31 protein-coding genes and 1 tRNA gene are annotated in these 24,754 nt (G+C 64.6%); all 32 read left to right on the top strand.

What is annotated here, in order from left to right; translation table 11 throughout:
- Positions 1–8 precede the first annotated feature (8 nt).
- Positions 9–85: transfer RNA gene (locus IPJ17_19285), tRNA-Trp, on the top strand.
- A gap of 22 nt (positions 86–107) precedes the next feature.
- Positions 108–320, top strand: coding sequence for a preprotein translocase subunit SecE (secE, locus tag IPJ17_19280; protein ID QQR73596.1), 213 nt, complete (start codon positions 108–110; stop codon positions 318–320).
- Complete coding sequence (gene nusG, locus IPJ17_19275) at positions 317–880, top strand: transcription termination/antitermination protein NusG (GenBank protein QQR73595.1); 564 nt, start codon at positions 317–319, stop codon at positions 878–880. The genes secE and nusG overlap by 4 nt, the downstream gene beginning before the upstream one ends.
- A gap of 21 nt (positions 881–901) precedes the next feature.
- On the top strand, positions 902–1,327 hold the full coding sequence (rplK, locus tag IPJ17_19270; GenBank protein QQR73594.1) for a 50S ribosomal protein L11: 426 nt from the start codon (positions 902–904) through the stop codon (positions 1,325–1,327).
- Between the two features lie 21 nt (positions 1,328–1,348).
- Positions 1,349–2,050 carry a 50S ribosomal protein L1 gene (locus IPJ17_19265; protein ID QQR73593.1) on the top strand — a complete coding sequence of 234 codons (702 nt, stop codon included), beginning with the start codon at positions 1,349–1,351 and terminating at the stop codon, positions 2,048–2,050.
- An 11-nt stretch (positions 2,051–2,061) separates the two neighbouring features.
- Complete coding sequence (locus tag IPJ17_19260; GenBank protein ID QQR73592.1) at positions 2,062–2,592, top strand: 50S ribosomal protein L10; 531 nt, start codon at positions 2,062–2,064, stop codon at positions 2,590–2,592.
- 71 nt (positions 2,593–2,663) lie between these two features.
- The gene (rplL, locus tag IPJ17_19255; protein QQR76227.1) at positions 2,664–3,038 is read left to right on the top strand and encodes a 50S ribosomal protein L7/L12; all 375 of its coding nucleotides are present in this window, start codon (positions 2,664–2,666) and stop codon (positions 3,036–3,038) included.
- Between the two features lie 217 nt (positions 3,039–3,255).
- A complete protein-coding gene (gene rpoB / locus IPJ17_19250; protein QQR73591.1) occupies positions 3,256–7,509 on the top strand; it encodes a DNA-directed RNA polymerase subunit beta in 4,254 nt (1,417 codons plus the stop codon).
- A gap of 39 nt (positions 7,510–7,548) precedes the next feature.
- Positions 7,549–11,751, top strand: a complete 4,203-nt coding sequence (rpoC, locus tag IPJ17_19245; protein QQR73590.1) for a DNA-directed RNA polymerase subunit beta' — start codon at positions 7,549–7,551, stop codon at positions 11,749–11,751.
- 194 nt (positions 11,752–11,945) lie between these two features.
- Positions 11,946–12,320, top strand: a complete 375-nt coding sequence (locus tag IPJ17_19240; protein QQR73589.1) for a 30S ribosomal protein S12 — start codon at positions 11,946–11,948, stop codon at positions 12,318–12,320.
- 14 nt (positions 12,321–12,334) lie between these two features.
- Positions 12,335–12,805 (top strand): 30S ribosomal protein S7, encoded by a 471-nt coding sequence (gene rpsG, locus IPJ17_19235; GenBank protein ID QQR73588.1) that lies wholly within the window; start codon positions 12,335–12,337, stop codon positions 12,803–12,805.
- 93 nt (positions 12,806–12,898) lie between these two features.
- Complete coding sequence (gene fusA, locus IPJ17_19230; GenBank protein QQR73587.1) at positions 12,899–14,974, top strand: elongation factor G; 2,076 nt, start codon at positions 12,899–12,901, stop codon at positions 14,972–14,974.
- A gap of 45 nt (positions 14,975–15,019) precedes the next feature.
- On the top strand, positions 15,020–16,225 hold the full coding sequence (gene tuf / locus IPJ17_19225; protein QQR73586.1) for an elongation factor Tu: 1,206 nt from the start codon (positions 15,020–15,022) through the stop codon (positions 16,223–16,225).
- A gap of 35 nt (positions 16,226–16,260) precedes the next feature.
- The gene (gene rpsJ / locus IPJ17_19220) at positions 16,261–16,578 is read left to right on the top strand and encodes a 30S ribosomal protein S10 (GenBank protein ID QQR73585.1); all 318 of its coding nucleotides are present in this window, start codon (positions 16,261–16,263) and stop codon (positions 16,576–16,578) included.
- A 9-nt stretch (positions 16,579–16,587) separates the two neighbouring features.
- On the top strand, positions 16,588–17,220 hold the full coding sequence (gene rplC / locus IPJ17_19215) for a 50S ribosomal protein L3 (protein QQR76226.1): 633 nt from the start codon (positions 16,588–16,590) through the stop codon (positions 17,218–17,220).
- Positions 17,221–17,236: 16 nt separating this feature from the next.
- The gene (rplD, locus tag IPJ17_19210; GenBank protein QQR73584.1) at positions 17,237–17,860 is read left to right on the top strand and encodes a 50S ribosomal protein L4; all 624 of its coding nucleotides are present in this window, start codon (positions 17,237–17,239) and stop codon (positions 17,858–17,860) included.
- A complete protein-coding gene (locus IPJ17_19205) occupies positions 17,857–18,147 on the top strand; it encodes a 50S ribosomal protein L23 (protein QQR73583.1) in 291 nt (96 codons plus the stop codon). Before rplD ends, IPJ17_19205 begins: the two co-directional genes overlap by 4 nt.
- Positions 18,148–18,167: 20 nt before the next feature.
- Positions 18,168–18,995, top strand: a complete 828-nt coding sequence (gene rplB, locus IPJ17_19200; GenBank protein ID QQR73582.1) for a 50S ribosomal protein L2 — start codon at positions 18,168–18,170, stop codon at positions 18,993–18,995.
- 15 nt (positions 18,996–19,010) lie between these two features.
- Positions 19,011–19,304, top strand: coding sequence for a 30S ribosomal protein S19 (gene rpsS, locus IPJ17_19195; protein ID QQR73581.1), 294 nt, complete (start codon positions 19,011–19,013; stop codon positions 19,302–19,304).
- A gap of 13 nt (positions 19,305–19,317) precedes the next feature.
- Complete coding sequence (gene rplV / locus IPJ17_19190; GenBank protein QQR73580.1) at positions 19,318–19,659, top strand: 50S ribosomal protein L22; 342 nt, start codon at positions 19,318–19,320, stop codon at positions 19,657–19,659.
- Positions 19,660–19,685: 26 nt separating this feature from the next.
- A complete protein-coding gene (rpsC, locus tag IPJ17_19185) occupies positions 19,686–20,339 on the top strand; it encodes a 30S ribosomal protein S3 (GenBank protein QQR73579.1) in 654 nt (217 codons plus the stop codon).
- Positions 20,340–20,357: 18 nt separating this feature from the next.
- Positions 20,358–20,777 (top strand): 50S ribosomal protein L16, encoded by a 420-nt coding sequence (gene rplP / locus IPJ17_19180; GenBank protein ID QQR73578.1) that lies wholly within the window; start codon positions 20,358–20,360, stop codon positions 20,775–20,777.
- A 10-nt stretch (positions 20,778–20,787) separates the two neighbouring features.
- Positions 20,788–20,973, top strand: coding sequence for a 50S ribosomal protein L29 (gene rpmC, locus IPJ17_19175; protein QQR73577.1), 186 nt, complete (start codon positions 20,788–20,790; stop codon positions 20,971–20,973).
- A 26-nt stretch (positions 20,974–20,999) separates the two neighbouring features.
- Entirely contained in the window at positions 21,000–21,278 is a 279-nt protein-coding gene (rpsQ, locus tag IPJ17_19170; protein ID QQR76225.1) for a 30S ribosomal protein S17, read from the top strand.
- A 3-nt stretch (positions 21,279–21,281) separates the two neighbouring features.
- Positions 21,282–21,650: a 50S ribosomal protein L14 gene (gene rplN, locus IPJ17_19165; GenBank protein ID QQR73576.1), complete on the top strand. Its 369-nt coding sequence runs from the start codon at positions 21,282–21,284 to the stop codon at positions 21,648–21,650.
- 34 nt (positions 21,651–21,684) lie between these two features.
- Positions 21,685–22,008 (top strand): 50S ribosomal protein L24, encoded by a 324-nt coding sequence (locus IPJ17_19160; GenBank protein QQR73575.1) that lies wholly within the window; start codon positions 21,685–21,687, stop codon positions 22,006–22,008.
- A gap of 10 nt (positions 22,009–22,018) precedes the next feature.
- Positions 22,019–22,615 carry a 50S ribosomal protein L5 gene (rplE, locus tag IPJ17_19155; protein QQR73574.1) on the top strand — a complete coding sequence of 199 codons (597 nt, stop codon included), beginning with the start codon at positions 22,019–22,021 and terminating at the stop codon, positions 22,613–22,615.
- Between the two features lie 27 nt (positions 22,616–22,642).
- Positions 22,643–22,828 (top strand): type Z 30S ribosomal protein S14, encoded by a 186-nt coding sequence (locus tag IPJ17_19150; protein ID QQR73573.1) that lies wholly within the window; start codon positions 22,643–22,645, stop codon positions 22,826–22,828.
- Between the two features lie 28 nt (positions 22,829–22,856).
- Positions 22,857–23,255: a 30S ribosomal protein S8 gene (rpsH, locus tag IPJ17_19145; GenBank protein ID QQR73572.1), complete on the top strand. Its 399-nt coding sequence runs from the start codon at positions 22,857–22,859 to the stop codon at positions 23,253–23,255.
- Positions 23,256–23,273: 18 nt separating this feature from the next.
- On the top strand, positions 23,274–23,813 hold the full coding sequence (gene rplF / locus IPJ17_19140; GenBank protein ID QQR73571.1) for a 50S ribosomal protein L6: 540 nt from the start codon (positions 23,274–23,276) through the stop codon (positions 23,811–23,813).
- An 18-nt stretch (positions 23,814–23,831) separates the two neighbouring features.
- On the top strand, positions 23,832–24,221 hold the full coding sequence (locus IPJ17_19135; GenBank protein QQR73570.1) for a 50S ribosomal protein L18: 390 nt from the start codon (positions 23,832–23,834) through the stop codon (positions 24,219–24,221).
- Between the two features lie 15 nt (positions 24,222–24,236).
- Positions 24,237–24,746 carry a 30S ribosomal protein S5 gene (gene rpsE / locus IPJ17_19130; GenBank protein ID QQR73569.1) on the top strand — a complete coding sequence of 170 codons (510 nt, stop codon included), beginning with the start codon at positions 24,237–24,239 and terminating at the stop codon, positions 24,744–24,746.
- Positions 24,747–24,754 lie beyond the last annotated feature (8 nt).

Genomic DNA, 24,754 nt, shown 5'->3' with positions numbered 1-24,754 from the left:
CGAAATCAAGGCCAGTAGCTCGAATTGGTAGAGCGCCGGTCTCCAAAACCGGATGTTGGGGGTTCGAATCCCTCCTGGCCTGCCAAGCCTTATCGGAAGTGAGAAATATGAACGTGTTGGCGAAGGTGAAGGACTTTTTCGGCGGGATAGGGCAGTTCTTCGTCGATGTCAAGTCCGAGATGAAGAAGGTCTCCTATCCTTCTCGCGACGAAGTGACGGGCACCACGATCGTCGTCTTGATCGCGAGCGTCATCTTCGCCGTGTATCTCTGGCTGGCCGACGTGGTGATCGTCCAGCTCTTCAAGAGCATCGGTTCATGACCGTCACCGAAACCGAAGCGGCGCCGGCAGTCGAGCGACGCTGGTACATCGTCCACACCTACTCCGGCTTCGAGGAGCGGGTGAAGGAGACGTTGCTCCAGCGCGCCGACGCGCTCGCAATGCGCCATGCCTTCGGTGAAGTTCGGATTCCGATGGAGACGGTCGTCGAGCTGCGCGGCGGCAAGAAGCGCGAGACGCAGCGCAAGTTCTTCCCTGGCTACATCCTCGTCGAGATGGAGATGTCCGACGCGGCGTGGCATGTGGTGCGCAACACCCCGAAGGTGACGGGTTTCGTCGGCACGGGCAAGAAGCCGACTCCGTTGTCGCAGACCGAGGTTGACCAGATCCTGAGTCAGGTGGTCAGCGCGCGCGAGAAGCCGAAGCCCAAGTACGTATTCGAGAAGGGCGAGCAGGTCAAGATCATCGACGGTCCCTTCAGCAACTTCACCGGCGTGGTCGAGGACATCAACCTGGACCGCAACACCTTGAAGGTGATGGTGACGATCTTCGGTCGGCACACGCCGGTCGAGCTCGATTTCCTGCAGGTCCAGAAGTTCTAGCCGCTCGCGAGCGAGGCGATCATGGCCAAGAAAGTTGTGGGGCAGGTCAAGCTCCAGATTCCTGCCGGCAAGGCGACGCCGGCGCCGCCCGTCGGGCCGGCGCTGGGTCAGGCCGGTGTCAACATCATGGATTTCTGCAAGACCTTCAATGCCCGCACCCAGGGGCAGGAGGGCTTGATCATCCCGGTGGTGGTCACGGTCTACTCCGACCGCAGCTACACCTTCATCACCAAGACGCCGCCTGCGGCGATCTTGCTGCTGCGGGCGTCCGGGGTACAAAAGGGCTCTGGGCAGCCGAACCGCAACAAGGTCGGCAAGGTCACCCAATCCCAGGTGGAGGAGATCGCGCGCACCAAGATGCCGGACCTCAACGCGGGCAGCGTCGAGGCGGCCGTGCGCATCATCGAAGGAACCGCCCGCTCGATGGGCATCGAAGTCCAGGGTTAAGGGCGGCGAGGAGAGATTGCCGTGAGCAGCCACGGAAAGAACTACCGAAAAGCGGCCGACAAGGTCGAGAGGCGTTCGTACGCACTGGCCGACGCCGTCCGCATCGCGGGCGAGACGGCCTACGCCAAGTTCGACGAGACGGTCGAGATCGCCATGCGCCTCGGCGTCGACCCGAAGCATGCCGACCAGATGGTTCGCGGCACGGTCGTGTTGCCGCATGGAACCGGCAAGAAGATGCGGGTGCTGGTGTTCGCCAGCGGCGAGAAGATCAAAGAAGCCGAGGATGCTGGTGCCGAGTACGTCGGCGGCGACGAATTCGCCAAGAAGATCGAGGGTGGCTGGCTCGATTTCGAGGCGGTGGTCGCGGCCCCGGACATGATGAAGGTCGTCGGCCGGCTCGGCAAGGTCCTCGGACCGCGGGGTCTCATGCCGAACCCGAAGACCGGAACGGTTACCGCAGACGTCGCCAAGGCGGTCCAGGACATCAAGGCGGGCAAGGTCGAGTTCCGCGTCGACAAGACGGGGATCGTCCACGCTCCCTTCGGCAAGCGGTCGTTCGGCACGGAGAAGCTCCTCGCCAACGCCCAGGCGTTGGTGGCGGCCATCGTCAAGGCTCGTCCGGCAGCTGCCAAGGGCAAGTTCATCCGCACCGTGACGGTCTCGACGACCATGGGGCCCGGCATCCGGGTTGACGAGTCGGCGCTGGTCGCCGCGGAAGCGTAGGGAGTCTCTCAATGCCCCTCACACGTCAAGACAAGGACCAGATGCTGGCGGACTACGCGGGAGGTCTCGCGGACACCCAGCATGCGTTCCTCCTGGGCTTCCAGGGAATCTCGGTTCCCCAGGTGACCGCTCTGCGGGCTCGTATCCGGGCTCAGGGTGGCCGCTACATCGTGGTCAAGAACACGCTGGCGCTGCGAGCCATCGGTGGCAAGCCGCTCGACCAGTTGCGCTCGCAGTTCACCGGCGCGACGGCGGTCGCTTACACCGACAAGGACCCGGTCGCGCTCGCCAAGGCGTTGACGGAGTTCGCCAAGGACGCCCCGTCGATTCAGTTCAAGGGCGCCTTGCTCGAGGGGCGGGCCGTCGAAGCCTCCGCGGTGAAGGAGATCGCTTCGCTGCCCAGCCGCGAGGAGTTGATCGCCAAGATCCTCTTCCTGCTGCAGGCGCCCATCGTCCGGCTCGCTCGCGTGCTTGCCGCGGTACCCCAGTCGTTCGTGGCAGTGCTCGACCAGATCCGAATTCAGAAGGATCCGCAGGGCTGACGCAGCCCTTGAGAAATTCAGGCAGGCGGCCGGGCTGAAGTGCCCGGCGGGCAAGGAGACAGGGAATGGCTATCGCGATTCAGGAGTTCATCCAGCAGATCGACGGAATGTCGGTCCTCGAGCTCAACAACCTCGTCAAGGCGCTCGAGGAGCATTACGGCGTCTCGGCAGCCGCCGCGGCTGTTCCGGTCGCTGCCGCGGGTGCCGCTGCTGCCGCCGCGCCGGTCGAGGAGCAGACCGAGTTCGACGTCATCCTCACGGCGGTCGGCGACAAGAAGATCAACGTGATCAAGGTGGTTCGCGAAGTGACGAGCCTGGGCCTCAAGGAGGCCAAGGACCTGGTCGAGGGGGCTCCTTCGAAGATCAAGGAAGCGGTCTCCAAGGCCGAGGCCGAGAAGATCAAGAAGCTGTTCGAGGAGGCGGGGGCTCAGGCCCAGATCAAGTAGGTGCGCCACGAGGCTCGCGGACACTGAGCTTTGCGCTCCGTTCCTCCCGGGGGCGGAGCGCGATCGTTGCGGGGCACCACGCCCGAAGCTAGCGCCGACGACGGCGCGGCGGGCGTGGTGTCGCCTCTTGCGGGAAGGAAGTGGCGGGTCGCGCCGCCGAGCGCCCCTTCCCGGTCCATGCAGCCCCCCTTGAGGGGGAGAGAGAGAACGTCGGCCCATGACCATCGCCAAGAGTTCGCGCAAGCGCGAGCGCCGCAACTTCTCGCGTATCAAGACCTCGCTGCCGATTCCCAATCTCATCGACGTCCAGAAGCGGTCGTACGACCGGTTTCTGCAGATGAACCTCCTCCCCGAGGAGCGGGCAAATCACGGGTTGCAGGCTGTCTTCACCGGCATCTTCCCGTTCTCCGACTTCCGCGAGACCTGTTCGCTCGATTTCGTGAAGTACTCGATCGGCGATTGGCAGTGCAAGTGCAGCGAGCTCAAGGGGCTCGAGTACCTGCGCATGACCTGCTCGAACTGCGGCTCCAAGATCATGACCGAGCACCCGCACGAGGAGACCGTGACCTGCGGTCAGTGCGGAGCGGTGAACAAGAACCGCGTGACGAAGTGCGACATCTGCGGCAACCCGGTCGACCTGCAACTGCCGTACTCGATTCCGGACTGCCAGGAGCGTGGTCTGACCTTTGCCGTGCCGCTCAAGGTGACGTTCCGGCTCTTCGTCTACGACAAGGACCCGGAGACCGGCGCGCGAATGATGCGGGATGCCAAGGAGGAAGAGGTCTATTTCGGCGAGATCCCGCTGATGACCGATCACGGCACCTTCATCATCAACGGGACGGAGCGAGTGATCGTCAGTCAGCTCCACCGCAGCCCGGGCGTCTTCTTCACCAAGGAGGGTCCGCGCACCTTCCTGGCCAAGGTCATTCCCTACCGCGGCTCGTGGGTCGAGTTCGAGTACGACCAGAAGGAGATCCTCTCGGTTCGGATCGACCGCAAGCGGAAGTTCCACGGCACGGTCTTCCTTCGCGCCCTCGGTCTGGAAACCAACGAGTCGATCCTGCGCCAGTTCTACGCCGCCATTCCGATGACCCTGTCCGGCAGTGGCGCCGCCCGGCTGACGCTGGGACCCCAGGTCCTCGAAAGAGAACGGCTCCGCGATCGCCAGGTGAGAGGGCGGCGCGAGGCCTTCCCGATCTTCGCCGGCATGACGCTGTCGAAGGAGATGGTGGCGCAGCTTGACAAGGGAACGGCCGTCGGTGCCGAAGTCCGCCTGTCGGAGCTCGAGCGGGCGCTCTTCATCGCTGACGTCGTGGACCTCGAGACCGGCGAAGTCGTCTTCGAGGCGAACGACCTGGTACCCGCCGACATCGAGGAGCGCCTGCACGGACGCAACCACACCAGCCTCGAGATCTTCTTCCCGGACTGGGACCTTTGCGGCTCGGTGCTCGCGAACACGCTGGCCAAGGACACGACGAAGAACGCCAAGGAGGCGCTGCTCGAGATCTACCGCCGGATGCGCCCGGGTGACCCCCCGACGCTGGAGAGCGCTCGTTCGCTGTTCTACGGCATGTTCTTCGATCCGAAACGGTACGACTTCTCCCGCGTCGGGCGGTTCAAGTTCAACATCAAGCTCGACACCGAGGTCCCGGTCGAGCAGAAGACGCTCTCGGACAAGGACTTCTTCCGCGTCATCGAGTACCTGCTGCGCCTGCACCGCGACGTGGGGCGCGTCGACGACATCGACAACCTCGGCAACCGCCGCGTGCGCGCGGTCGGCGAGCTGCTGGAGAACCAGTTCCGCATCGGCCTCGTGCGGATGGAGCGGGCGATCAAGGAGAAGATGTCGGTCCATCAGGACATCGACTCGGCGATGCCGCACGACCTGATCAACTCGAAGCCGGTCATCGCGGCCATCAAGGAGTTCTTCGGGTCGTCGCAGCTTTCGCAGTTCATGGACCAGACCAACCCGCTTTCCGAAGTTACACACAAGCGGCGGCTCTCCGCCCTTGGGCCGGGCGGGCTCTCTCGCGAGCGAGCCGGGTTCGAGGTGCGCGACGTCCACGCCACGCACTACGGTCGAATCTGCCCGATCGAGACACCGGAAGGTCCGAACATCGGCCTCATCTCGTCGCTCGCCACCTATGCGCGGATCAACGAGTACGGCTTCATCGAGAGCCCGTACAAGAAGGTCGAGAACGGTCGCGTTCTCAGCCATTTCCGCGTCACCAAGGTCGGCGACGGCAAGTTCAAGCTCGGTCAGATCATCACCGGGGACGACCTCGCTGCCGAGAATGCACGCCTCGCCAAGGGCGCGAAGCGCGAGATCGAAGTCGAGCCGTATGCCTTCTACCTGACGGCATGGGAAGAGGAGAAGTACATCGTCGCGCAGGCCAACGCTCGCGTCGACGAGGCTGGGAACTTCCTCGACGACCGCGTCATCTCGCGCGCCGGTGGCGACTTCGTGACGGTCGAGCGCGACCGGCTCGACTACATGGACGTCAGCCCGAAGCAGCTCGTGTCGGTGGCGGCCGCGCTGGTGCCCTTCCTCGAGCACGACGACGCGAACCGCGCCCTCATGGGATCGAACATGCAGCGCCAGGCCGTACCGCTGCTGCGAACCGAATCGCCGATCGTCGGCACCGGTCTCGAGGGCAGCGTGGCGCGCGACTCGGGCGCCGTGGTGCTCTGCAAGCGCGGTGGCGTCGTGGACGTGGTCGACGGCGAACGGATCATCGTCCGCGTCGAGGGCGAAGACATCGAAACGGGCGAGCAGAAGGAGTTCGGCGCCGACATCTACCAGCTCACCAAGTTCCGGCGGTCGAACCAGAACACCTGCATCAACCAGAAGCCGCTGGCGAAACAGGGCCAGCGGGTGCGGAAGGGAGATGTGCTCGCCGACGGCCCGTCGACGGACAAGGGTGAGCTGGCGCTCGGCAGGAACGTGCTGGTTGCCTTCATGCCGTGGCGAGGCTACAACTTCGAAGACGCCATCCTGGTCTCGGAGAAGCTGGTCCGCGAGGACTACTTCACCTCGATCCACATCGAGGAGTTCGAGATCGAGGCGCGCGACACCAAGCTCGGTCCTGAAGAGATCACGCGAGACATCCCGAACGTCTCGGAATCGGCGCTCAAGGACCTCGACGAGAGCGGCATTATCCGCATCGGCGCCACGGTCAAGGCGGGCGACATCCTGGTCGGCAAGGTCACGCCGAAGGGCGAGACCCAGCTGACGCCGGAGGAGAAGCTGCTGCGCGCGATCTTCGGCGAGAAGGCCGGGGACGTGCGTGATGCCAGCCTGAAGGTCCCCCCGGGAATCGAGGGGACGATCGTCGACGTGAAGATCTTCGCGCGCAAGGGCGTCGAGAAGGACCTGCGCCAGCGCGAAATCGAGACCGACGTCGTGGCCCGCCTCGAGAAGGACATGAAGGACGAGATCCGGATCTTCACCGAGGAGCGCAACAAGAAGATCAGCGACCTGCTCATCGGCCAGACGGTCACCGCGCAGGTCAAGAGCCGCACCGGCGAGAAGCTCGCCGACAAGGGAGAGGCGCTGACGCGCGAGGCCCTCGAGCGACTCACGCGACAGGAGATGCTCCGTCTGCCGCTGGCTGACAAGCGCCTCCTCGACACGGTGGAGATCGTCTATCGGCGGACCGACTCCCACATCGAGGTCCTCCACCGGGTCAAGGACCAGCGGATCGAGCAGCTGTCGAAGGGGGACGAGCTCCCGCCGGGAGTTATCAAGCTGGTGAAGGTCTTCGTGGCGATGAAGCGGAAGCTGCAGGTGGGCGACAAGATGGCCGGCCGCCACGGGAACAAGGGCGTCATCTCTCGGGTGTTGCCGGAAGAGGACATGCCGTACCTGCCGGACGGCACGCCGGTCGAGATCGTGCTCAATCCCCTGGGCGTTCCGAGTCGAATGAACGTCGGGCAGATCCTCGAGACCCACCTCGGGTGGGCAGGCCGGGTCCTGGAAGAGAACTACGCCACGCCGGTGTTCGATGGCGCGACGGAGGAGGATCTCAACGATCGGCTGACGACGGCCGGTCTGCCCCTTTCGGGCAAGACCGCCTTGTTCGACGGCCTGACCGGAGAGGCCTTCGAACAAAAGGTGACGGTCGGAACGATCTACATGCTCAAGCTCTCGCACCTGGTCGACGACAAGATCCACGCGCGGTCGATCGGGCCGTACTCGCTGATCACTCAGCAGCCGCTGGGCGGCAAGGCGCAGTTCGGCGGCCAGCGTTTCGGCGAAATGGAAGTCTGGGCGCTGGAGGCCTACGGAGCGGCCTACACCCTGCAGGAGCTCCTCACGGTCAAGAGCGATGACGTCGAAGGCCGCAGCCGGGTCTACGAGGCGATCGTCAAGGGGGAGGTCCCGGAGGATCCGGGCCTGCCGGAGTCCTTCAACGTTCTGGTGCGCGAGCTCCAGAGCCTGTGCCTCGACATGGAACTCCTGAAGGTCTAAGTGACGCGGAACGACTGGGAAGCGTAAGGAGAAGCCCCCGTGCAACCGCTTCGAAGCTACGACAAGCCGCGCGCGCTGAAGGACTTCAACGCGATCAAGATTTCCATCGCCTCGCCCGAGAAGATCCGCGCCTGGAGCCATGGCGAGGTCACCAAGGCCGAGACGATCAACTATCGGACGTTCAAGCCGGAACGGGACGGACTCTTCTGCGCGAAGATTTTCGGGCCGATCACCGACTGGGAGTGCCTCTGCGGCAAGTACAAGCGCATGAAGCACCGTGGCGTCGTGTGCGACAAGTGCGGCGTCGAAGTGACCCGCTCGCGTGTCCGCCGTGAGCGGATGGGGCACATCGAGCTGGCGAGTCCGGTGTCCCACGTCTGGTTCTTCAAGGGCCTGCCGAGCCGCATCGGCCACCTACTCGACATCTCGCTCCGCGACCTCGAGCGCATTCTGTACTTCGAGAACTACGTGGTGATCGATCCGGGCGAGACCGGCCTGCGCGAGAAGGAACTGGTCTCGGAGGAGCGGTTCCGGGAGCTGCGCGACGAGTTCGGTGACGACGCGTTCGTCGCGAAGATGGGTGCCGAAGCGATCAAGGAGCTGCTCCAGCGCATCGATCCGGAGGACCTCTCCGAGGAGCTCCGGGTGATCATGAGGACCGAGACCAGCCAGATCCGGCGGCTCAAGGCGGCCAAGCGTCTCAAGGTCGTCGATGCCTTCCGCAAGAGCGGACACAAGCCGGAGTGGATGATCCTCGACGTGATTCCGGTCATTCCGCCGGAGCTGCGTCCGCTCGTTCCCCTCGACGGCGGACGGTTCGCGACGAGCGACCTCAACGACCTCTACCGCCGGGTGATCAATCGCAACAACCGGCTCAAGAAGCTCCTCGAGCTCCGCGCTCCCGAGGTGATCGTTCGCAACGAGAAGCGGATGCTGCAGGAGGCCGTCGATGCCCTGTTCGACAACGGCCGCCGTGGCCGCGTGTTGAAGGGGACGAACAATCGCCCGCTCAAGTCGCTCTCCGACACGCTCAAGGGCAAGCAGGGGCGTTTCCGCCAGAACCTGCTCGGCAAGCGCGTTGACTACTCGGGCCGTTCGGTCATCGTCGTCGGGCCGGAGCTCAAGCTGAGCGAGTGCGGCCTGCCGAAGAAGATGGCTCTCGAGCTGTTCAAGCCGTTCATCTACAACCGGCTCGAGGAGAAGGGCTTCGTCTCGACGATCAAGGCCGCCAAGGAGATGGTGGAGCGCGAGGAGGACGCGGTCTGGGATGCTCTCGAAGAGGTGATTCGAGACCACCCGGTGATGCTCAACCGCGCGCCGACCCTGCACCGGCTCGGAATCCAGGCGTTCCAGCCCAAGCTGATCGAAGGCAAGGCGATCCAGATCCACCCGCTCGTCTGCGCGGCCTTCAACGCCGACTTCGACGGCGACCAGATGGCGGTTCACGTGCCGCTGTCGCCGAAGGCGCAGATCGAGGGGCAGGTCCTGATGCTGTCGGCGCGCAACATCCTCTCGCCGGCCCATGGTCGCCCGCTCACGGTCCCCAGCCAGGACCTCGTTCTCGGCGGCTACTACCTGACGATGGCCAAGCAGGGTGCCAAGGGCGAGGGCAAGGTCTTCGGCGACTTCGAGTCGGTGCTCCTGGCGCACCACGAGGGAGCCGTCGAGACGCACACGCCGATCCGCGTCCGCTACTCGGGCGAGTTGATCAACCTCGAGACGCAGGGTGACTCCCAGAGCGTGGTGCATGCCGAGCTCGAGACCTGCGAGCGCACGCTGATCGAGACCACTGTCGGTCGGGTGATTCTCAACCTCAACCTGCCGAAGGCGATGCCGTTCGTCAACGGGCTCCTCAAGAAGCGGGGCCTGCAGGATCTCGTCCAGTACGCCTTCATCCGGTTCGGCAACGACGCCACCGTGAAGATGCTCGACGACCTCAAGGAAGTGGCGTTCACCTACGCCACCAAGGCGGGCATCTCGATCGGCATGGAGGACATGGTCGTGCCGAGCCGCAAGCGCGAGATGATCGACGACGCGCGCGGCGAAGTGCTCGAGATCGAGCGCCAGCGTGCCGCCGGCGTCATCACGCACGGCGAGCGTCACAACAAGATCATCGACATCTGGCATCGAGTGACGGAGCGCGTCTCGGAGGAGATGTTCCGCGAGATGAAGGCGGTCGAGCTGGAGCGCTCGGAGTTCAATCCGATCAACATGATGGCCGACTCCGGTGCGCGAGGCTCGCGCGAGCAGGTGCGCCAGCTCGCCGGCATGCGCGGACTGATGTCCAAGCCGTCGGGCGAGGTCATCGAGACGCCGATCACGGCGAACTTCCGCGAAGGCCTCTCGGTGGTGCAGTACTTCATCTCCACGCACGGCGCCCGCAAGGGTTTGGCCGACACCGCCTTGAAGACGGCCGACTCGGGTTACCTCACCCGTCGACTGGTCGACGTGGCGCAGGACGTCATCGTCAACGAGGTCGACTGCGGCACGATCGACGGCATCTACGTCGGCGCGATCATGGAAGGCGGAGAGATCCTCGAGCCGCTTCGCGACCGCGTCGTCGGACGCGTCAGCCAGGAAGACATCTACGACCCGATGACCGGCGAGCAGCTGGTCGAAGTCGGCCAGGAGATCACGGAAGACGTCGCCAATTCGTTGCAGGCGGCGGGTGTCGAACGCGTCAAGATCCGGTCGGGTCTGACCTGCGAGGCTCGTCGCGGCGTGTGTGTCGCCTGCTACGGCCGCAACCTGGCTACCGGGAGACGGGTCGAGATCGGTGAGGCCGTGGGTGTCATCGCTGCCCAGTCGATCGGCGAGCCCGGCACCCAGCTGACGATGCGGACGTTCCACTACGGGGGAACGGCGAGTCGCGTGTCGGAGCAGTCGAAGCATGCGGCCCGCAATGCCGGAAAGGTGCGCTTCCTCAACGTCGCGACGGTGGAGAGCAAGCGTGGCGACCTGGTGGTGGTGAACCGCAGCGGCAAGCTGGTGATCGTCGATCCGAAGGGGCGCGAGCGCGAGCGCTATGCCCTCGCCTACGGGAGCCGGTTGCAGGTGCGTGACGGGCAGGAGATCGACGCCGGCGCCGAGCTCGTCGAATGGGACCCGTTCACCTCGGCAGTGCTCTCGGAGATCGCCGGCAAGGTCGAGTTCCGCGACATCGTCGAGGGCGAGAACTTGCGAGAAGAGACCGACAAGGTCACCGGGCTCTCGCAGCGGATCATCGTCGAGGCCTCGGCGAACGAGAAGCGGATTCCGGCGATCGTCGTCCGTGACGAGTCAGGAAGTCAGCCGATCGAGCGCCGGTACATCCTGCCGTCAGGCTCGCATCTCGTCGTCCAGGACGGACAGCAGGTCTTCCCGGGAGACATCCTGGTCAAGATCCCGCGCGAGACGACGAAGACGAAGGACATCACCGGTGGCCTCCCGCGCGTCGTCGAGCTCTTCGAGGCGCGAGCTCCGAAGGAGCCCGCGATCATCTCCGAGATCGACGGCACGGTGCGGCTGGGCGAGGTCCACAAGGGCATGCGCAAGGTCACCGTCGAATCGGAGGCGGGAGAGGCGCGGGAGTATCTCGTTCCGCGGTCGGTCCACGTCAACGTCCAGGAAGGCGAGCGCGTCCGCGCTGGCGACCCGCTGATCGACGGACCGATCAACCCGCACGACATCCTTCAGGTTCTCGGAGACAAGGAGCTGCAGCGCTACCTGGTCGACAAGATCCAGGAGGTCTACCGTTCGCAGAGCGTCGCCATCAACGACAAGCACATCGAGGTGATCGTTCGCCAGATGATGCGCTCGGTGAAGATCGAAGAGGTCGGGGACACCGAGTTCCTGGTCGACGAGCAGGTGGATCGTTGGCGCTTCCAGGAGGAGAACGACCGTGTCGTTGCCGCGGGTGGTCGAGCGGCGATCGGACGTCCGTTGCTCCTCGGCATCACCAAGGCATCGCTCTCGACCGACAGCTTCATCTCGGCGGCCAGCTTCCAGGAGACGACACGGGTGCTGACGGAGGCGGCCATTGCCGGCAAGGTCGACTCCCTTCGTGGTCTGAAGGAGAACGTCATCGTCGGAAGGCTGATTCCGGCCGGTACGGGGATGGCCTACTACCACGACTTCCACATCGCCGAGGAAGTTCCGGTGGCCACGGCCGAGGAGCAGGAGGAGTTCTATCTCGAATTCGGAGATGCCGAAGACGATCTCAGAACCTTCCCGCAAGAGGTCCTGGAGGCAGATAGCGAATAGGAGTGGGCTTCCCCTCGCTTGCTTGACGAGCGGGGGGGGGCTCTGTTACTTTCACCGGGTTCCGCGATGAGGCCCTCCTCGAGGGCCGCTCCGCTGGCCGACATCACACGTCCCGAGGTGTTCTTCCCCGGGGACGCTTCCCGCTGCGGTGGCTAGAGGCCGGCCGATAGCGGCGGGTGAAGGAGATTTTTCGAATGCCGACGATCCACCAGCTGGTGCGTCGCAGCCGGCAACGGCAGGTGTCGAAGACGAAGAGCCCGGCTCTGCAGGGGGCTCCGCAACGACGCGGTGTATGTGTCCGTGTGTATACCCAGACGCCGAAGAAGCCGAACTCCGCGCTTCGCAAGGTCGCGCGAGTGCGCTTGACCAACGGCATCGAGGTCACGACCTACATCCCGGGTGTGGGCCACAACCTCCAGGAGCACTCGATCGTGCTGATCCGCGGCGGTCGTGTGAAGGACCTGCCGGGCGTCCGTTACCACGTGATTCGGGGCACCCTGGACTCGGTCGGCGTCCAGAATCGGCGGCAGGGACGCTCCAAGTACGGCGCTAAGCGCCCGAAGTCGTAAGGCGGGAGTGAGCCATGCCGAGGCGTAGAGAGGTTCCGAAGCGCGAAGTTCTGCCGGACCCGATTTTCGGGTCGCAGTTGGTGACCAAGTTCATCAACGTGGTCATGCGGGAAGGCAAGAAGACGACCGCCGAGCGCATCTTCTACGATGCGATGGAGGCGATTCGTCAGCGCACGCAGGATGACCCGATCAAGGTCTTCAAGCGGGCGGTCGAGAACGTGAAGCCGGCGGTCGAGGTGAAGTCGCGCCGCGTCGGCGGATCGACCTACCAGGTGCCGATCGAAGTGCATCCGACCCGCAAGCTCGCGCTCTCCATCCGCTGGCTGATCGCCAGCGCGCAGAGTCGCGGCGAGAAGACGATGCGGCTCAAGCTGGCCGGCGAGTTCATGGATGCCGCCGAGAGCCGTGGCGGGGCTATCAAGAAGAAGGAAGACACCCATCGGATGGCTGAGGCCAACAAGGCCTTCGCCCACTACCGCTGGTAACCCCGAAGGCGGCGCGGCGCCACCCCTTGGCGCTACTTATGCCGCCTGCTGACGAGATAGGTCACTGGAGCGCCTCCGTGGCGCGTTGAACGTATGGCACGTCAAGTTCCCCTGGCGCTAACGCGCAATATCGGCATCATGGCTCACATCGATGCCGGAAAGACGACGACCACCGAGCGGATCCTCTTCTACACGGGGGTCAACTACAAGATCGGTGAGGTCCATGACGGGACCGCGACCATGGATTGGATGCCCCAGGAGCAGGAACGGGGTATCACGATCACGGCGGCCGCGACGACCTGTGCCTGGAACAAGCATCGGATCAACATCATCGACACGCCTGGGCACGTCGACTTCACCGTCGAGGTGGAGCGGTCGTTGCGCGTGCTCGACGGTGCCGTCGCGGTGTTCGACGCGGTGGCGGGAGTCGAGCCGCAGTCCGAGACGGTATGGCGGCAGGCGGATCGCTATCGGGTTCCGCGCATCGCCTTCGTCAACAAGATGGATCGTGTCGGCGCTGACTTCGACCGCTGCGTCTCGATGATGCGGTCTCGGTTGAATGCCGCCCCGGTCGTCATCCAGATTCCCTGGGGGCGTGAAGACACCTTCCGCGGCTGCATCGATCTGCTGAACATGCAGGGCCTGCTCTACCGCGACGAGTCGAAGGGTGCGGACTACGATCGCGTCGAGATCCCCGAGGAGTATCGGGAGAAGGCCGTCGAGCTGCGGGAGAAGGCCGTCGAGGCGATCGCCGAGACGGACGACGTGCTCCTCGAGAAGTACCTCTCGGGAGACGAGATCTCCGTCGGCGAGCTGATGGCGGCGCTCCGGCGTGCCACGGTGGGCAATCGCCTGCAGCCGGTTCTTTGCGGCAGCGCCTTCAAGAACAAGGGTGTGCAGCCGCTGCTGGACGCGGTGGTGGACTACCTGCCTTCTCCGGAGGACATTCCTCCGGTGCACGGGTTGGAGCCCGGCACCGATCGGCCGCTCGAGCGGCGCGCTGACGACAGCGAGCCGTTCTCCGCTCTGGTCTTCAAGATCATGAGCGATCCGTTCGTCGGGCAGCTCGCCTACTTCCGGGTCTACTCCGGGAAGATTTCGTCGGGAACCGGCGTGATCAACTCGTCGAAGGACAACAAGGAGCGGATCGGTCGCCTCCTTCGCATGCACGCGAACAAGCGCGAGGAAATTGCCGAAGTGATGGCGGGTGACATCGCGGCGGCGGTGGGCCTCAAGGGCGTCACCACCGGCGACACAATCTGCGATCCGGCGCACCCCGTCGTGCTCGAGGCGATGAGCTTCCCGGAGCCGGTGATCACCGTCTCCATCGAGCCGAAGACCAAGGCCGACCAGGAGAAGCTGGCGGTCGCGCTCGGCAAGCTCATGCAGGAAGATCCGACCTTCAAGGTGCACACCGACCCGGATACCGGGCAGACGTTGATCGCCGGCATGGGCGAGCTGCATCTCGAGATCATCACCGATCGCCTGGTTCGGGAGTTCAATGTCGGCGCGAACGTGGGGCGCCCGCAGGTTGCCTACAAGGAGTGCATCACCTCCGAGGCGAACGGCGAAGGGCGTTTCATCCGGCAGACGGGCGGCCGCGGGCAGTACGGACACTGCAAGATCAAGCTGCGTCCGACCACCGAGGCGGATTTCGTCTTCAACAACGAGATCGTCGGCGGCACCATCCCGCGCGAGTTCATCAAGCCGATCGAGCAGGGGATCCGCGAGGCGATGGAGACCGGTCCGTTGGCCGGCTTCCCGTTGTCCGGCATCGAAGTGGACCTCTACGACGGCAGCTTCCACGATGTCGACTCCTCGGAGATCGCCTTCAAGATCGCCGGTTCCATGGCCTTCCAGGATGCGTCGAAGAAGGCTCGTCCGGCGCTGCTCGAGCCGGTCATGTCCGTCGAGGTGGTGACACCGGACGAGTACATGGGCGAGATCATCGGCGACCTGACCTCGCGACGTGGTCGTGTCCAGCACATGGAGCCGCGCGGCTCCGTCCAGGTCATCAGCGCCAAGGTTCCGCTTTCGGAGATGTTCGGCTACGCCACCGACGTGCGCTCGCTCTCGCAGGGGCGTGCGAGCTACACCATGCAATTCTCGGCCTACGAGCAGGCGCCGAAGAGCGTCAGCGAAGAGGTCGTGGCGAAGGCTGCCGGCTGACAACCCTTCTGCCAAACGAATAGGCAAGTACTCGGGAGACGAGAGATGGGCAAGGAGAAGTTCGATCGCACGAAGCCGCACGTGAACGTTGGGACGATCGGTCACGTGGATCATGGCAAGACGACGCTGACGGCGGCGTTGACGAAGGTGGCTGCGGATCGTGGCTGGGCGAAGTTCGTGTCGTACGACGAGGTGGCGAAGGCGTCGGAGTCTCAGGGTCGTCGCGATCCTTCGAAGATTCTGACGATCGCGACGTCGCACGTGGAGTATTCGACGAAGGGTCGCCACTACGCACACGTGGATTGCCCGGGACACGCCGACTACGTGAAGAACATGATCACGGGCGCGGCGCAGATGGACGGGGCGATCCTGGTGGTGTCGGCGGCGGACGGTCCGATGCCGCAGACGCGGGAGCACATCCTGCTGGCGCGTCAGGTGGGCGTGCCGTACATCGTGGTGTTCCTGAACAAGGTGGACGTGGTGGACGATCCGGAGCTTCTGGATCTGGTGGAGCTGGAGGTTCGGGAGCTGCTGAAGCAGTACGAGTTCCCGGGCGACGACATTCCGGTGATTCGCGGTGCGGCGGTGAAGGCGATGCAGGGGGAGAAGGGGGAGTTCGCCGACGAGGCGATCGTCCGCCTGTTCGACGCCCTGGACAGCTACATTCCGATGCCTGAGCGGTTGGTCGACAAGCCGTTCCTGATGCCGATCGAGGACATCTTCTCGATTTCCGGGCGCGGGACGGTGGTGACGGGGCGCGTGGAGCGCGGCATCGTGAAGGTCGGCGAGGAAGTGGAGATCGTCGGGATCCGGCCGACGCAGAAGACGATCGTGACGGGCGTGGAGATGTTCCGCAAGCTTCTGGATCAGGGTCAGGCGGGCGACAACATCGGCGTACTGCTGCGCGGGACGAAGCGGGACGACGTGGAGCGTGGCCAGGTGCTGTCGAAGCCGGGCTCGATCACGCCGCACACGAAGTTCAAGGGCGAGGTGTACGTGCTGAGCAAGGAGGAGGGCGGCCGTCATACGCCGTTCTTCAACGGCTACCGGCCGCAGTTCTACTTCCGGACGACGGACGTGACGGGAGTGGCGACGTTGCCGGAGGGTGCCGAGATGGTGATGCCCGGCGACAACGTGAACCTGGCCATCGAGCTGATCGCGCCGATCGCGATGGAGAAGGGTGTCCGCTTCGCGATTCGCGAGGGCGGTCGCACCGTCGGCGCCGGCACTGTCACCGACATCGTCGCGTAAGCGCCTACCGCAACGCAGAGGCAAGGGATCGACCCATGGTCAACGAGAAAATTCGGATCCGACTGAAGGCCTACGACCACCGCATTCTCGACTCCTCAACCCACGAGATCCTCGACACCGCGAGGAGGACGGGGGCGAGAGTGGTCGGGCCGATTCCCTTGCCCACGCACATTTCGCGCTACACCGTGAACCGCTCGCCGCACGTCGACAAGAAGTCGCGCGAGCAGTTCGAGATCCGCACTCACAAGCGGCTGCTCGACATCTTCGAGCCGACGAGCAACACCGTGGACGCGCTCATGAAGCTCGAGCTGCCGGCCGGTGTGGACGTCGAAATCAAGGCCTTCGGGAAGTAGGACGGGCGCATCATGGAAGGGATTCTCGGACGCAAGCTGGGCATGACCCAGATCTTCCAGCCGGACGGCACGGCTGTTCCGGTAACGGTGATCGCCGCCGGCCCGTGCGTGGTGGTGCAGCGCCGCACGGCGGCTCGCGACGGCTACGAAGCCGTGCAGATCGGCCTTGTCGAGGCGCGGCCGCCGCGCCAGGTGAGCCGGCCGGAGCTGGGACACTTCAAGAAGGCTGGTGTGCCCCCGACCCGCCACGTCGCGGAGTTCTCCGTCGAGACGGCGGAAGAGTGGAAAGAGGGCGATCAGGTCAAGGCCTCGATCTTCCAGGAGAAGGAATTCGTCGACGTCGTCGGCCAGAGCAAAGGCAAGGGGTTCCAGGGCGTCGTCAAGCGCCATGGGTTCCGCGGCGGGCGGTCGAGCCACGGCTCGATGTTCCACCGGGCGCCGGGCTCGATCGGTGGCTCGTCCTATCCGTCGCGTGTCTTCCCGGGAATGCGCTCCTCCGGTCGCATGGGTGGGGAGAAGGTGACCACCAAGAATCTCCTGGTGGTGAAGATCGACGAAGAGCGCAACCTCATCTACGTGCGCGGCGCTGTGCCGGGTGCGCGCAACGCCTACGTGGCGGTACGGCGCGCCAAGCGCGGCTGAGGGGAGAGACCAGGCCATGAAGGTTGCCATCAAGAATCTGAAGAACGAACGGGTGGGCGAGATCGAATTGCCCGAGTCCGTTTTCGGCTGCATCTATCGCGAGCACCTGATCCACCTGGCGGTCAAGGCTTACCTCGCGGGCCTTCGCAGCGGGACGCACAAGACGAAGGTGCGCAGTGAGGTCAGCGGGTCCGGCAAGAAGCTCTGGAAGCAGAAGGGGACCGGTCGTGCCCGCATGGGCAGCGCCCGCAGCCCGATCTGGCGCAAGGGCGGCACGGTTCACGGGCCGGTTCCGCGCAGCTACGCCATGGATCTTTCCGTCCGGGAGAAGAAGAACGCACTGCGCTCCGCCCTCTCGCGCAAAGCCGCCGAGGAGAAGCTCGTCGTCGTCGATCGTCTCGATCTCGAGACGCCGAAGACGAAGGCGCTGGCGCAGGCCCTCTCCGGCCTGGGCATCGACGGCAAGACCTTGCTGGTGGATCGCTGGGACAACGAAGAGCTTCAGCTCGCGTCGCGCAATCATCCGCAGCTCAAGACGGTCGACGCTCTGGGCGTGAACGTCTACGACGTCGTCGATCGGCGCTACCTGGTCTTCTCCGAGGGCGCGCTCAAGCGGCTGGTGGAGGTACTCGGCTCATGAGGATTCAGGAAGTCATCCGGCGGCCGCTGCTGACCGAGAAGTCGGAGCAGCAGCGCGAAGGGGCCGGTACCGTAACGCTCGAGGTCGATGCCCGGGCGAGCAAGATCGAGATCGCGCGCGCCGTACAGGCGCAGTTCAAAGTGAAGGTCGCCGAGGTGCGAGTGGCACGGGTGCACGGCAAGCTCCGGCGGCAGGGTCGTTTCTTCGGCCACCGTCCCGACTGGAAGAAGGCCTACGTCCGGTTGGCACCTGGCGAAAAGACGATCGACTTCCTCGAGATCGTGTAGGCGGCAGGAGCGGAGAGACCATGGGCATCAAGCAGATCAGGCCGATCAACTCCTCGAGCCGGTTTCAGTCCTACTCGACGTTCGAGGAGATCACCGCGTCGAGGCCGCTCAAGAGCCTGACGGAGGGCAAGCCGTCGTCCGGCGGGCGCAACAACCGTGGACAGCTCACCTCGTGGTTCAGGGGCGGCGGTCACAAGCGGCGCTATCGCACGATCGATTTTCGTCGTGACAAGCGGGGCATCCCGGGTACCGTCGCGGCGATCGAGTACGACCCGAACCGTTCGGCGAACCTCGCCCGGATCCACTATGCAGACGGGGAGAAGCGCTACATTCTCTGCCCGCAGGGCTTGGTGGTCGGCGCGCAGGTGATGGCCGGCGAGCAGGCCGAGATCAACGTCGGGAACGCTTTGCCGTTGAAGCAGATCCCCCTCGGCACGGTCGTTCACAATCTCGAGCTGAAGCTCGGCAAGGGCGGACAGCTGGTCCGCGCGGCCGGTGCGGGTGCGCAGCTCATGGCAAAAGAAGGGGCCTACGCCCAGGTGAAACTGCCGTCGGGCGAAGTCCGGAAGATCAACATCGACTGCTACGCCACCGTCGGACAGGTCGGCAACCTCGAGCACGAGAACCTGTCGTACGGCAAGGCCGGCCGTTCCCGCTGGCTTGGTCGCCGGCCGCACAACCGGGGCGTGTCGATGAATCCGGTCGACCATCCGATGGGCGGAGGCGAAGGCAAGACCTCGGGAGGGCGGCACCCTTGCACTCCCTGGGGCGTCCCGACCAAGGGCTTCAAGACCCGTAACAACAAGCGCACGGAGGCGATGATCGTGCGCCGGCGCAACCAGAAGTAAGGACGGAGAGACAAGATGTCCCGTTCGCTCAAGAAGGGCTTCTTCATCGACGCTCACCTGCAGGAGAAAGTCGTCGCCATGAACTCCAGCGGCGACAAGCGGGTGATCAAGACCTGGTCACGCCGATCCACCGTCATCCCCGAGATGGTCGGCCACACCGTCGCGGTGCACAACGGGATGAAGTTCATCCCCGTGTACGTCAGCGAGAACATGGTGGGCCACAAGCTCGGAGAGTTCGCGATGACCCGCACTTTCCGCGGACACAGCGGGAAGAAGGCGGAGAAGACCGCGGCTCCGAAGAAGGCTTGATAGGAAACCGACAATGATCTCGACTGCTCATCTGCGTCACCTGCAGGCGTCACCGCAGAAGGTTCGGCTCGTGGTCGACCTGATCCGCGGCAAGAACGTCGAGGAGGCTGTCGGCATCCTCCACCTGACGAGGAAGTCCGCCGCCCGTCCACTCGAGAAGCTCCTGAAGTCGGCGATCGCCAACGCCGAGAACCGACAGGAGGCGGTCGACGTCGGGCGCCTCTACGTCAAGGAAGCATTCGTCGACGGCGGACCGATGCTCAAGCGCATCCAGCCCGCGACCATGGGGCGTGCCTTCCGGGTGCAGAAGCGGCAGAGCCACGTGACGATCAAGCTCGACACACGCAAGGGCTGAAGGCAAAGGCGCGAGGAAACAAGATCGTGGGCCAGAAAACTCATCCGTACGGCTTCCGCCTGATCTACAACAAGACTTGGCATTCGCGCTGGTACGCCGAGGGCGACTACGCCAAGCTCCTCCACTCCGACCTTGCCCTGCGTGAGTCGCTCAAGAAGCGTCTCGGACACGCCGGCGTCAGCGAGATCGACATCGAGCGCGCAGCGGACAAGCTGCGAGTCACGATCTACACCTCGCGTCCCGGAGTGATCATCGGCAAGCGCGGCGTCGAGGTCGACAAGCTGCGTGACGACCTGGCTAAGCAGACCGGTCGCGAAGTCCACATCAACATCCAGGAGATCCAGCGGCCCGAGCTCGATGCGCAGCTGATCTCCGAGTGGATCGCCGGCCAGCTCGAGCGCCGGGTCTCCTTCCGCAAGGCGATGAAGAAGGCGATGGAGAACGCCTTCCGGTTCGGCGCCAAGGGAGTGAAGATCATGGTCGCCGGCCGGCTCGGCGGCGCCGAGATCGCTCGGACCGAGTGGTACCAGGAGGGGCGGCTGCCGCTCCACACGCTGAAGGCGGACATCGATTTCGGCTTCGGTCAGGCGCGGACGACCTATGGTGTGATCGGCGTCAAGGTGTGGGTTTACAAGGGTGACCTGCTGCGCGAGCGCGGCCGGCGAGCGGCGACGGCGTAAGCGGAGGACGATGTCATCATGTTGATGCCGAAGAAGGTCAAGTTCCGCAAGGAGCATCGCGGGAGGCGGACCGGGAACGCCAAGGGAGGCGACTACATCGCCTTCGGCGACTACGCGCTGCAAGCGCTCGAGCCGGCCTGGGTGACCGCCCGGCAGATCGAAGCGAGTCGTATCGCGATCACCCGCCACGTGAAGCGTGGCGGCAAGATGTGGATCCGCGTCTTCCCGAGCAAGCCGATCACCAAGAAGCCGCTCGAAACCCGCATGGGCAAGGGCAAGGGCAACCCGGAGGAATGGGTGGCCGTGGTGAAGCCCGGCCGGGTGCTGTTCGAGCTCGAAGGGGTCGAGCAGGCGGTGGCCGAGGAGGCCATGAAGCTGGCCTCCCACAAGCTGGGAATCAAGACGCGCTTCCTCTCGCGCCACAGCGAGCTGAAGTAGGAGAATGGCGATGAAGGCTAGCGAGCTGCGCGACAAGACCGTCGGCGATCTGCAGCAGAGAGAGAAGGAACTGGCGGAGCAGCTCTTCGCGCTGCGCCTGCAGAATGCGACGCGACGGCTGGAGAAGCCCTCGAAGATCCGGGAGACGAGGCGCGAGCTTGCCCGCGTCCTGACGGTCCTGCGGGAGAAGCGGTGATGAGCGTGGAGACGGGAAAGGCCGTGATGAGCGATAGCGCAGCACCGGCTCGCGGCCGGCGCCAGACGAAAGTCGGCACGGTGGTGAGCGACAAGATGGACAAGACGGTGGTGGTTGCGGTGAAGAAGGTGATCACTCACCCGCTCTACCACCGCTTTGCGAAGCGCACCTCGAAGTTCTATGCCCACGACGAGAAGAACCAGTGCAAGGTGGGCGACGAGGTGATCATCGCGTCGGACCGGCCGTTGTCGCGCCTCAAGCGGTGGCGTGTCGAGCGGATCGTCAAGCAGGGCGACGAGAGGTAGACCATGATCCAGATGGGAACGATTCTCGAAGTCGCCGACAACTCCGGCGCCAAGAAGGTGGCTTGCATCCATCTCAAGGGTGGATCCCTCGGCCAGTACGGCAGGCTCGGGGACATCATCACTGCCTCGGTTAAGGAGGCGACGCCCGACGGGACCGTCAAGAAGGGTGCGGTGGTCAAGGCAGTGATCGTGCGTACGGTCAATGCCGAGCGGCGGCGCGACGGCAGCTACATCCGTTTCGACACGAACGCGGCGGTGCTGATCGACAACAACAAGGAGCCGGTCGGAACCCGTGTGTTCGGCCCGGTGGCCCGCGAGCTGCGCGAGCGGCGGTTCATGAAGATCATCTCGCTCGCGCCCGAGGTCATTTGAGCGGCCGCCTCGGCGGACGCCTTGAGGAAGTACGATGAGCAAGCCGAAGATCAAGCGGAACGACCAGGTGCTGGTCATCGCCGGCAAGGATCGTGGGGCGCGTGGCCGCGTTCTGCGAGTCCTGCCGACCGAGGGCAAGGCGATCGTTGAGCGGGTGAACCTCGTCAAGCGGCACACGAAGGGCAACCCGCAGCGCCAGGTGCAGGGCGGCATCCTCGAGAAGGAAGCGCCCATCGAGATCTCGAACCTCATGCTGATCTGCCCCGAGACGGGCAAGCCGACCCGTGTCGGCCGCAAGCGTCTCGAGGACGGCACGGCTGTCCGCGTCGCGAAGCGTAGCGGAGCGACTTTCAACTAGGAGCCGGGACATGGCGAAGAAGACAGGTCCAACCGCCGAGGCGTCCGAAGCTCCCCGGGAGCACTACGCGCCGCGACTGCGGGAGCGCTACCGCCAGGAAGTTCAGGCGAAGCTGAAGAAGGAATTCGGCATCGAGAACGACATGGCGGTGCCCCGCCTCGACAAGATCGTGATCAACATGGGTCTGGGCGAGGCGATTCAGAACATCAAGATCCTCGACGACGGCGTCGAGGAGTTGGCGGCGATCGCCGGCCAGCGGCCGACGGTAACCCGTGCGCGGAAGTCGATCGCGGCGTTCAAGTTGCGCGAGGACATGCCGATCGGTTGTCGCGTGACCCTGCGGGGCGATCGCATGTGGGACTTCCTCGACCGGCTGATCAGCATCGCCCTGCCGCGTGTCCGCGACTTTAAGGGAGTTCCCAGCCGGAGCTTCGACGGACGCGGCAATTACACTCTGGGAATCCGGGATCATCTGATCTTCCAGGAGATCGACCTCAACAAGGTCGATCGGCCGAAGGGGATGAACATCACCCTGGTGACCACGGCTGGCAACGACGAGCGTGCGCTGCACCTGCTGCGCGAGCTCGGCATGCCATTCGCGCGCTAGCGGAAAGAAGCGAGGAGGAGTCGCAACGTGGCAACCCAGGCGAAGATGGCGAAGACCCGGCAAGCGCCGAAGTTCGGTATCCGTCAGCGCAATCGCTGCCAGCGGTGCGGTCGGCCGCGGAGCTTCATGCGGAAGTTCGCGCTGTGCCGTATCTGCTTTCGGAATCTTGCTCGCGAAGGGTACCTGCCCGGCGTGATCAAGGCGAGCTGGTGACGACCGGAAGGGGCGGCGAGGAGAGATCATGAGCATGAATGACCCGCTGGCGGATCTGCTGACGCGAATCCGCAATGCGCACCAGGCCAAGCACGATCGAGTCGACGTGCCGGCTTCGAAGCTGAAGACGGAGGTCTGTCGCCTCCTCAAGGACGAGGGATTCGTCCGCAACATCCGAGTGATCCCCGGCGAGCCGGTGTCGACGCTTCGCATCTTCCTCCGCTATAGCGAGATGGGCGAGCCGGCGATTTCGCACGTGTCGCGGGTGAGCCGGCCCGGACGCCGGGTCTATCGCAAGGCCGAGCAGATCAAGCCGGTGCGCAATGGCCTCGGTCTCGGAGTGGTTTCCACCTCCAAGGGCGTGGTCTCCGATCGCCAGGCGCGCGAGCAGGGCGTCGGCGGCGAGATCCTCTGCGAGATCTGGTAGGAAGGCAGGAGAAGCGTCATGTCGCGAGTTGGCAGAAAGCCCATTCCGGTTCCTTCGGGAGTCCGGGTGAACGTGCAGGGAGACAGCTTCGTCGCCGAGGGGCCGAAGGGACGCATCGAGCAGCGCCTGTTGCCGGGCTTTCCGGTCGCGGTCGAGGACGGCAAGGTGACGGTCAGCCGGTCGGGTGAGTCCGGTCCGGAGCGCGCCAAGCACGGCCTCCTGCGGTCGCTGCTCGCCAACGCCGTCCAGGGCGTGAGCGCCGGGTTCACCCGCGGACTCGAGATCAACGGCGTCGGCTACAAGGCGGAGCTCAAGGGCGAGGACATTCACTTCGCCCTCGGCTACTCGCACCCGGTCGTCTACCGCGTGCCCGCCGGAATCAAGGTCGAGGTCGAGAAGAACACGAAGCTCACGGTCAGCGGGGCCGACCGCCAGATGGTCGGACAGGTCGCGGCCGAGATCCGCCGGCTCAAGCCGCCGGACCCCTACAAGGCCAAGGGGATCAAGTACGTCGACGAGGTGCTGCGCCGCAAGGTCGGCAAGGCCGGCGCCAAGTAAGGGGTCGGGAGAAAGGCCATGAGCACGGGCTACAAGAGCAAGAAGACCATCGTCAAGCAGGCTCGCCGGCAGCGAGCGCACCAGCGCCTCCGCCAGCGCGTCGAAGGGACCCCTGCACGGCCCCGCTTCTCGGTGTTCAAGAGCGAGCGTTACCTCTATGCGCAGGTGATCAACGACCTCGCCGGACAGACTCTGGTGGCGGCCAGCACCCTCGAGCCGTCATTGCGGGAGGAGCTGGGCAAGGCGACCTGCAACCTGAAGGCGGCGAAAAGGCTCGGCGAGATGCTCGCCGAGCGCGCCAAGGAGAAGGGGATCACCGCGGTGGTGTTCGACCGCGGCGGATACCGGTACCACGGCCGCGTCAAGGAAATCGCCGAAGCCGCGCGGGCCAAGGGCCTGCAGTTCTGAGGGGGAAGGTGCGCGATGGCCGAAAGGAGAAAGCCGTTGGCTAGGGATTTCGAGCAGAAGAGCGAGTTCTTCGAGCAGGTCGTCCACATCAACCGCGTCACGAAGGTGGTGAAGGGCGGAAAGAACTTCTCCTTCTCGGCCCTGGTGGTGATCGGAGACGGGCAAGGGCGTGTCGGCTATGGCGCCGGCAAGGCCAAGGAAGTTCCGATGGCGATCCGCAAGGGAATCGAGATCGCCAAGAAGAACCTCATCTCGATTCCGGTGAGCGGATCCACCGTCCCGCACGAGTCCCTGGGCCACTACGGTGCGGGTCTGGTGCTGGTGAAGCCGGCCTCGCCTGGCACAGGTGTGATCGCCGGCGGACCGGTCCGTGCGGTGATCGAGGCGGCTGGTATTCAGGACATCCTGACCAAGTCCCTCGGTTCGACCAACCCGCACAACGTGGTGAAGGCGACCTTCGCGGCGTTGCTGCAGTTGCGCAACCTGAGCTCTCGCGTCGCCCCGGTGGCGACCGAGGCGGTCTAGGCGGCGAA

The organism is Holophagales bacterium (assembly GCA_016699405.1).
Taxonomy (GTDB): Bacteria; Acidobacteriota; Thermoanaerobaculia; order Multivoradales; family JAGPDF01; genus JAAYLR01.
The sequence above is the reverse complement of the archived record's forward strand: the minus strand, read 5'-3'. Positions and strand labels throughout refer to the sequence as shown.

What these genes read in the sequence shown, in the direction of transcription:
- secE (QQR73596.1), top strand. Translation starts at nt 108, where the DNA reads ATGAACGTGTTGGCGAAGGTGAAGGACTTTTTCGGCGGGATAGGGCAG.
- nusG (QQR73595.1), top strand. Translation starts at nt 317, where the DNA reads ATGACCGTCACCGAAACCGAAGCGGCGCCGGCAGTCGAGCGACGCTGG.
- rplK (QQR73594.1), top strand. Translation starts at nt 902, where the DNA reads ATGGCCAAGAAAGTTGTGGGGCAGGTCAAGCTCCAGATTCCTGCCGGC.
- IPJ17_19260 (QQR73592.1), top strand. Translation starts at nt 2,062, where the DNA reads ATGCCCCTCACACGTCAAGACAAGGACCAGATGCTGGCGGACTACGCG.
- rpoB (QQR73591.1), top strand. Translation starts at nt 3,256, where the DNA reads ATGACCATCGCCAAGAGTTCGCGCAAGCGCGAGCGCCGCAACTTCTCG.
- IPJ17_19240 (QQR73589.1), top strand. Translation starts at nt 11,946, where the DNA reads ATGCCGACGATCCACCAGCTGGTGCGTCGCAGCCGGCAACGGCAGGTG.
- rpsG (QQR73588.1), top strand. Translation starts at nt 12,335, where the DNA reads ATGCCGAGGCGTAGAGAGGTTCCGAAGCGCGAAGTTCTGCCGGACCCG.
- fusA (QQR73587.1), top strand. Translation starts at nt 12,899, where the DNA reads ATGGCACGTCAAGTTCCCCTGGCGCTAACGCGCAATATCGGCATCATG.
- tuf (QQR73586.1), top strand. Translation starts at nt 15,020, where the DNA reads ATGGGCAAGGAGAAGTTCGATCGCACGAAGCCGCACGTGAACGTTGGG.
- rpsJ (QQR73585.1), top strand. Translation starts at nt 16,261, where the DNA reads ATGGTCAACGAGAAAATTCGGATCCGACTGAAGGCCTACGACCACCGC.
- rplD (QQR73584.1), top strand. Translation starts at nt 17,237, where the DNA reads ATGAAGGTTGCCATCAAGAATCTGAAGAACGAACGGGTGGGCGAGATC.
- IPJ17_19205 (QQR73583.1), top strand. Translation starts at nt 17,857, where the DNA reads ATGAGGATTCAGGAAGTCATCCGGCGGCCGCTGCTGACCGAGAAGTCG.
- rplB (QQR73582.1), top strand. Translation starts at nt 18,168, where the DNA reads ATGGGCATCAAGCAGATCAGGCCGATCAACTCCTCGAGCCGGTTTCAG.
- rpsS (QQR73581.1), top strand. Translation starts at nt 19,011, where the DNA reads ATGTCCCGTTCGCTCAAGAAGGGCTTCTTCATCGACGCTCACCTGCAG.
- rplV (QQR73580.1), top strand. Translation starts at nt 19,318, where the DNA reads ATGATCTCGACTGCTCATCTGCGTCACCTGCAGGCGTCACCGCAGAAG.
- rplP (QQR73578.1), top strand. Translation starts at nt 20,358, where the DNA reads ATGTTGATGCCGAAGAAGGTCAAGTTCCGCAAGGAGCATCGCGGGAGG.
- rpmC (QQR73577.1), top strand. Translation starts at nt 20,788, where the DNA reads ATGAAGGCTAGCGAGCTGCGCGACAAGACCGTCGGCGATCTGCAGCAG.
- rpsQ (QQR76225.1), top strand. Translation starts at nt 21,000, where the DNA reads ATGAGCGATAGCGCAGCACCGGCTCGCGGCCGGCGCCAGACGAAAGTC.
- rplN (QQR73576.1), top strand. Translation starts at nt 21,282, where the DNA reads ATGATCCAGATGGGAACGATTCTCGAAGTCGCCGACAACTCCGGCGCC.
- IPJ17_19160 (QQR73575.1), top strand. Translation starts at nt 21,685, where the DNA reads ATGAGCAAGCCGAAGATCAAGCGGAACGACCAGGTGCTGGTCATCGCC.
- rplE (QQR73574.1), top strand. Translation starts at nt 22,019, where the DNA reads ATGGCGAAGAAGACAGGTCCAACCGCCGAGGCGTCCGAAGCTCCCCGG.
- rpsH (QQR73572.1), top strand. Translation starts at nt 22,857, where the DNA reads ATGAGCATGAATGACCCGCTGGCGGATCTGCTGACGCGAATCCGCAAT.
- rplF (QQR73571.1), top strand. Translation starts at nt 23,274, where the DNA reads ATGTCGCGAGTTGGCAGAAAGCCCATTCCGGTTCCTTCGGGAGTCCGG.
- IPJ17_19135 (QQR73570.1), top strand. Translation starts at nt 23,832, where the DNA reads ATGAGCACGGGCTACAAGAGCAAGAAGACCATCGTCAAGCAGGCTCGC.
- rpsE (QQR73569.1), top strand. Translation starts at nt 24,237, where the DNA reads ATGGCCGAAAGGAGAAAGCCGTTGGCTAGGGATTTCGAGCAGAAGAGC.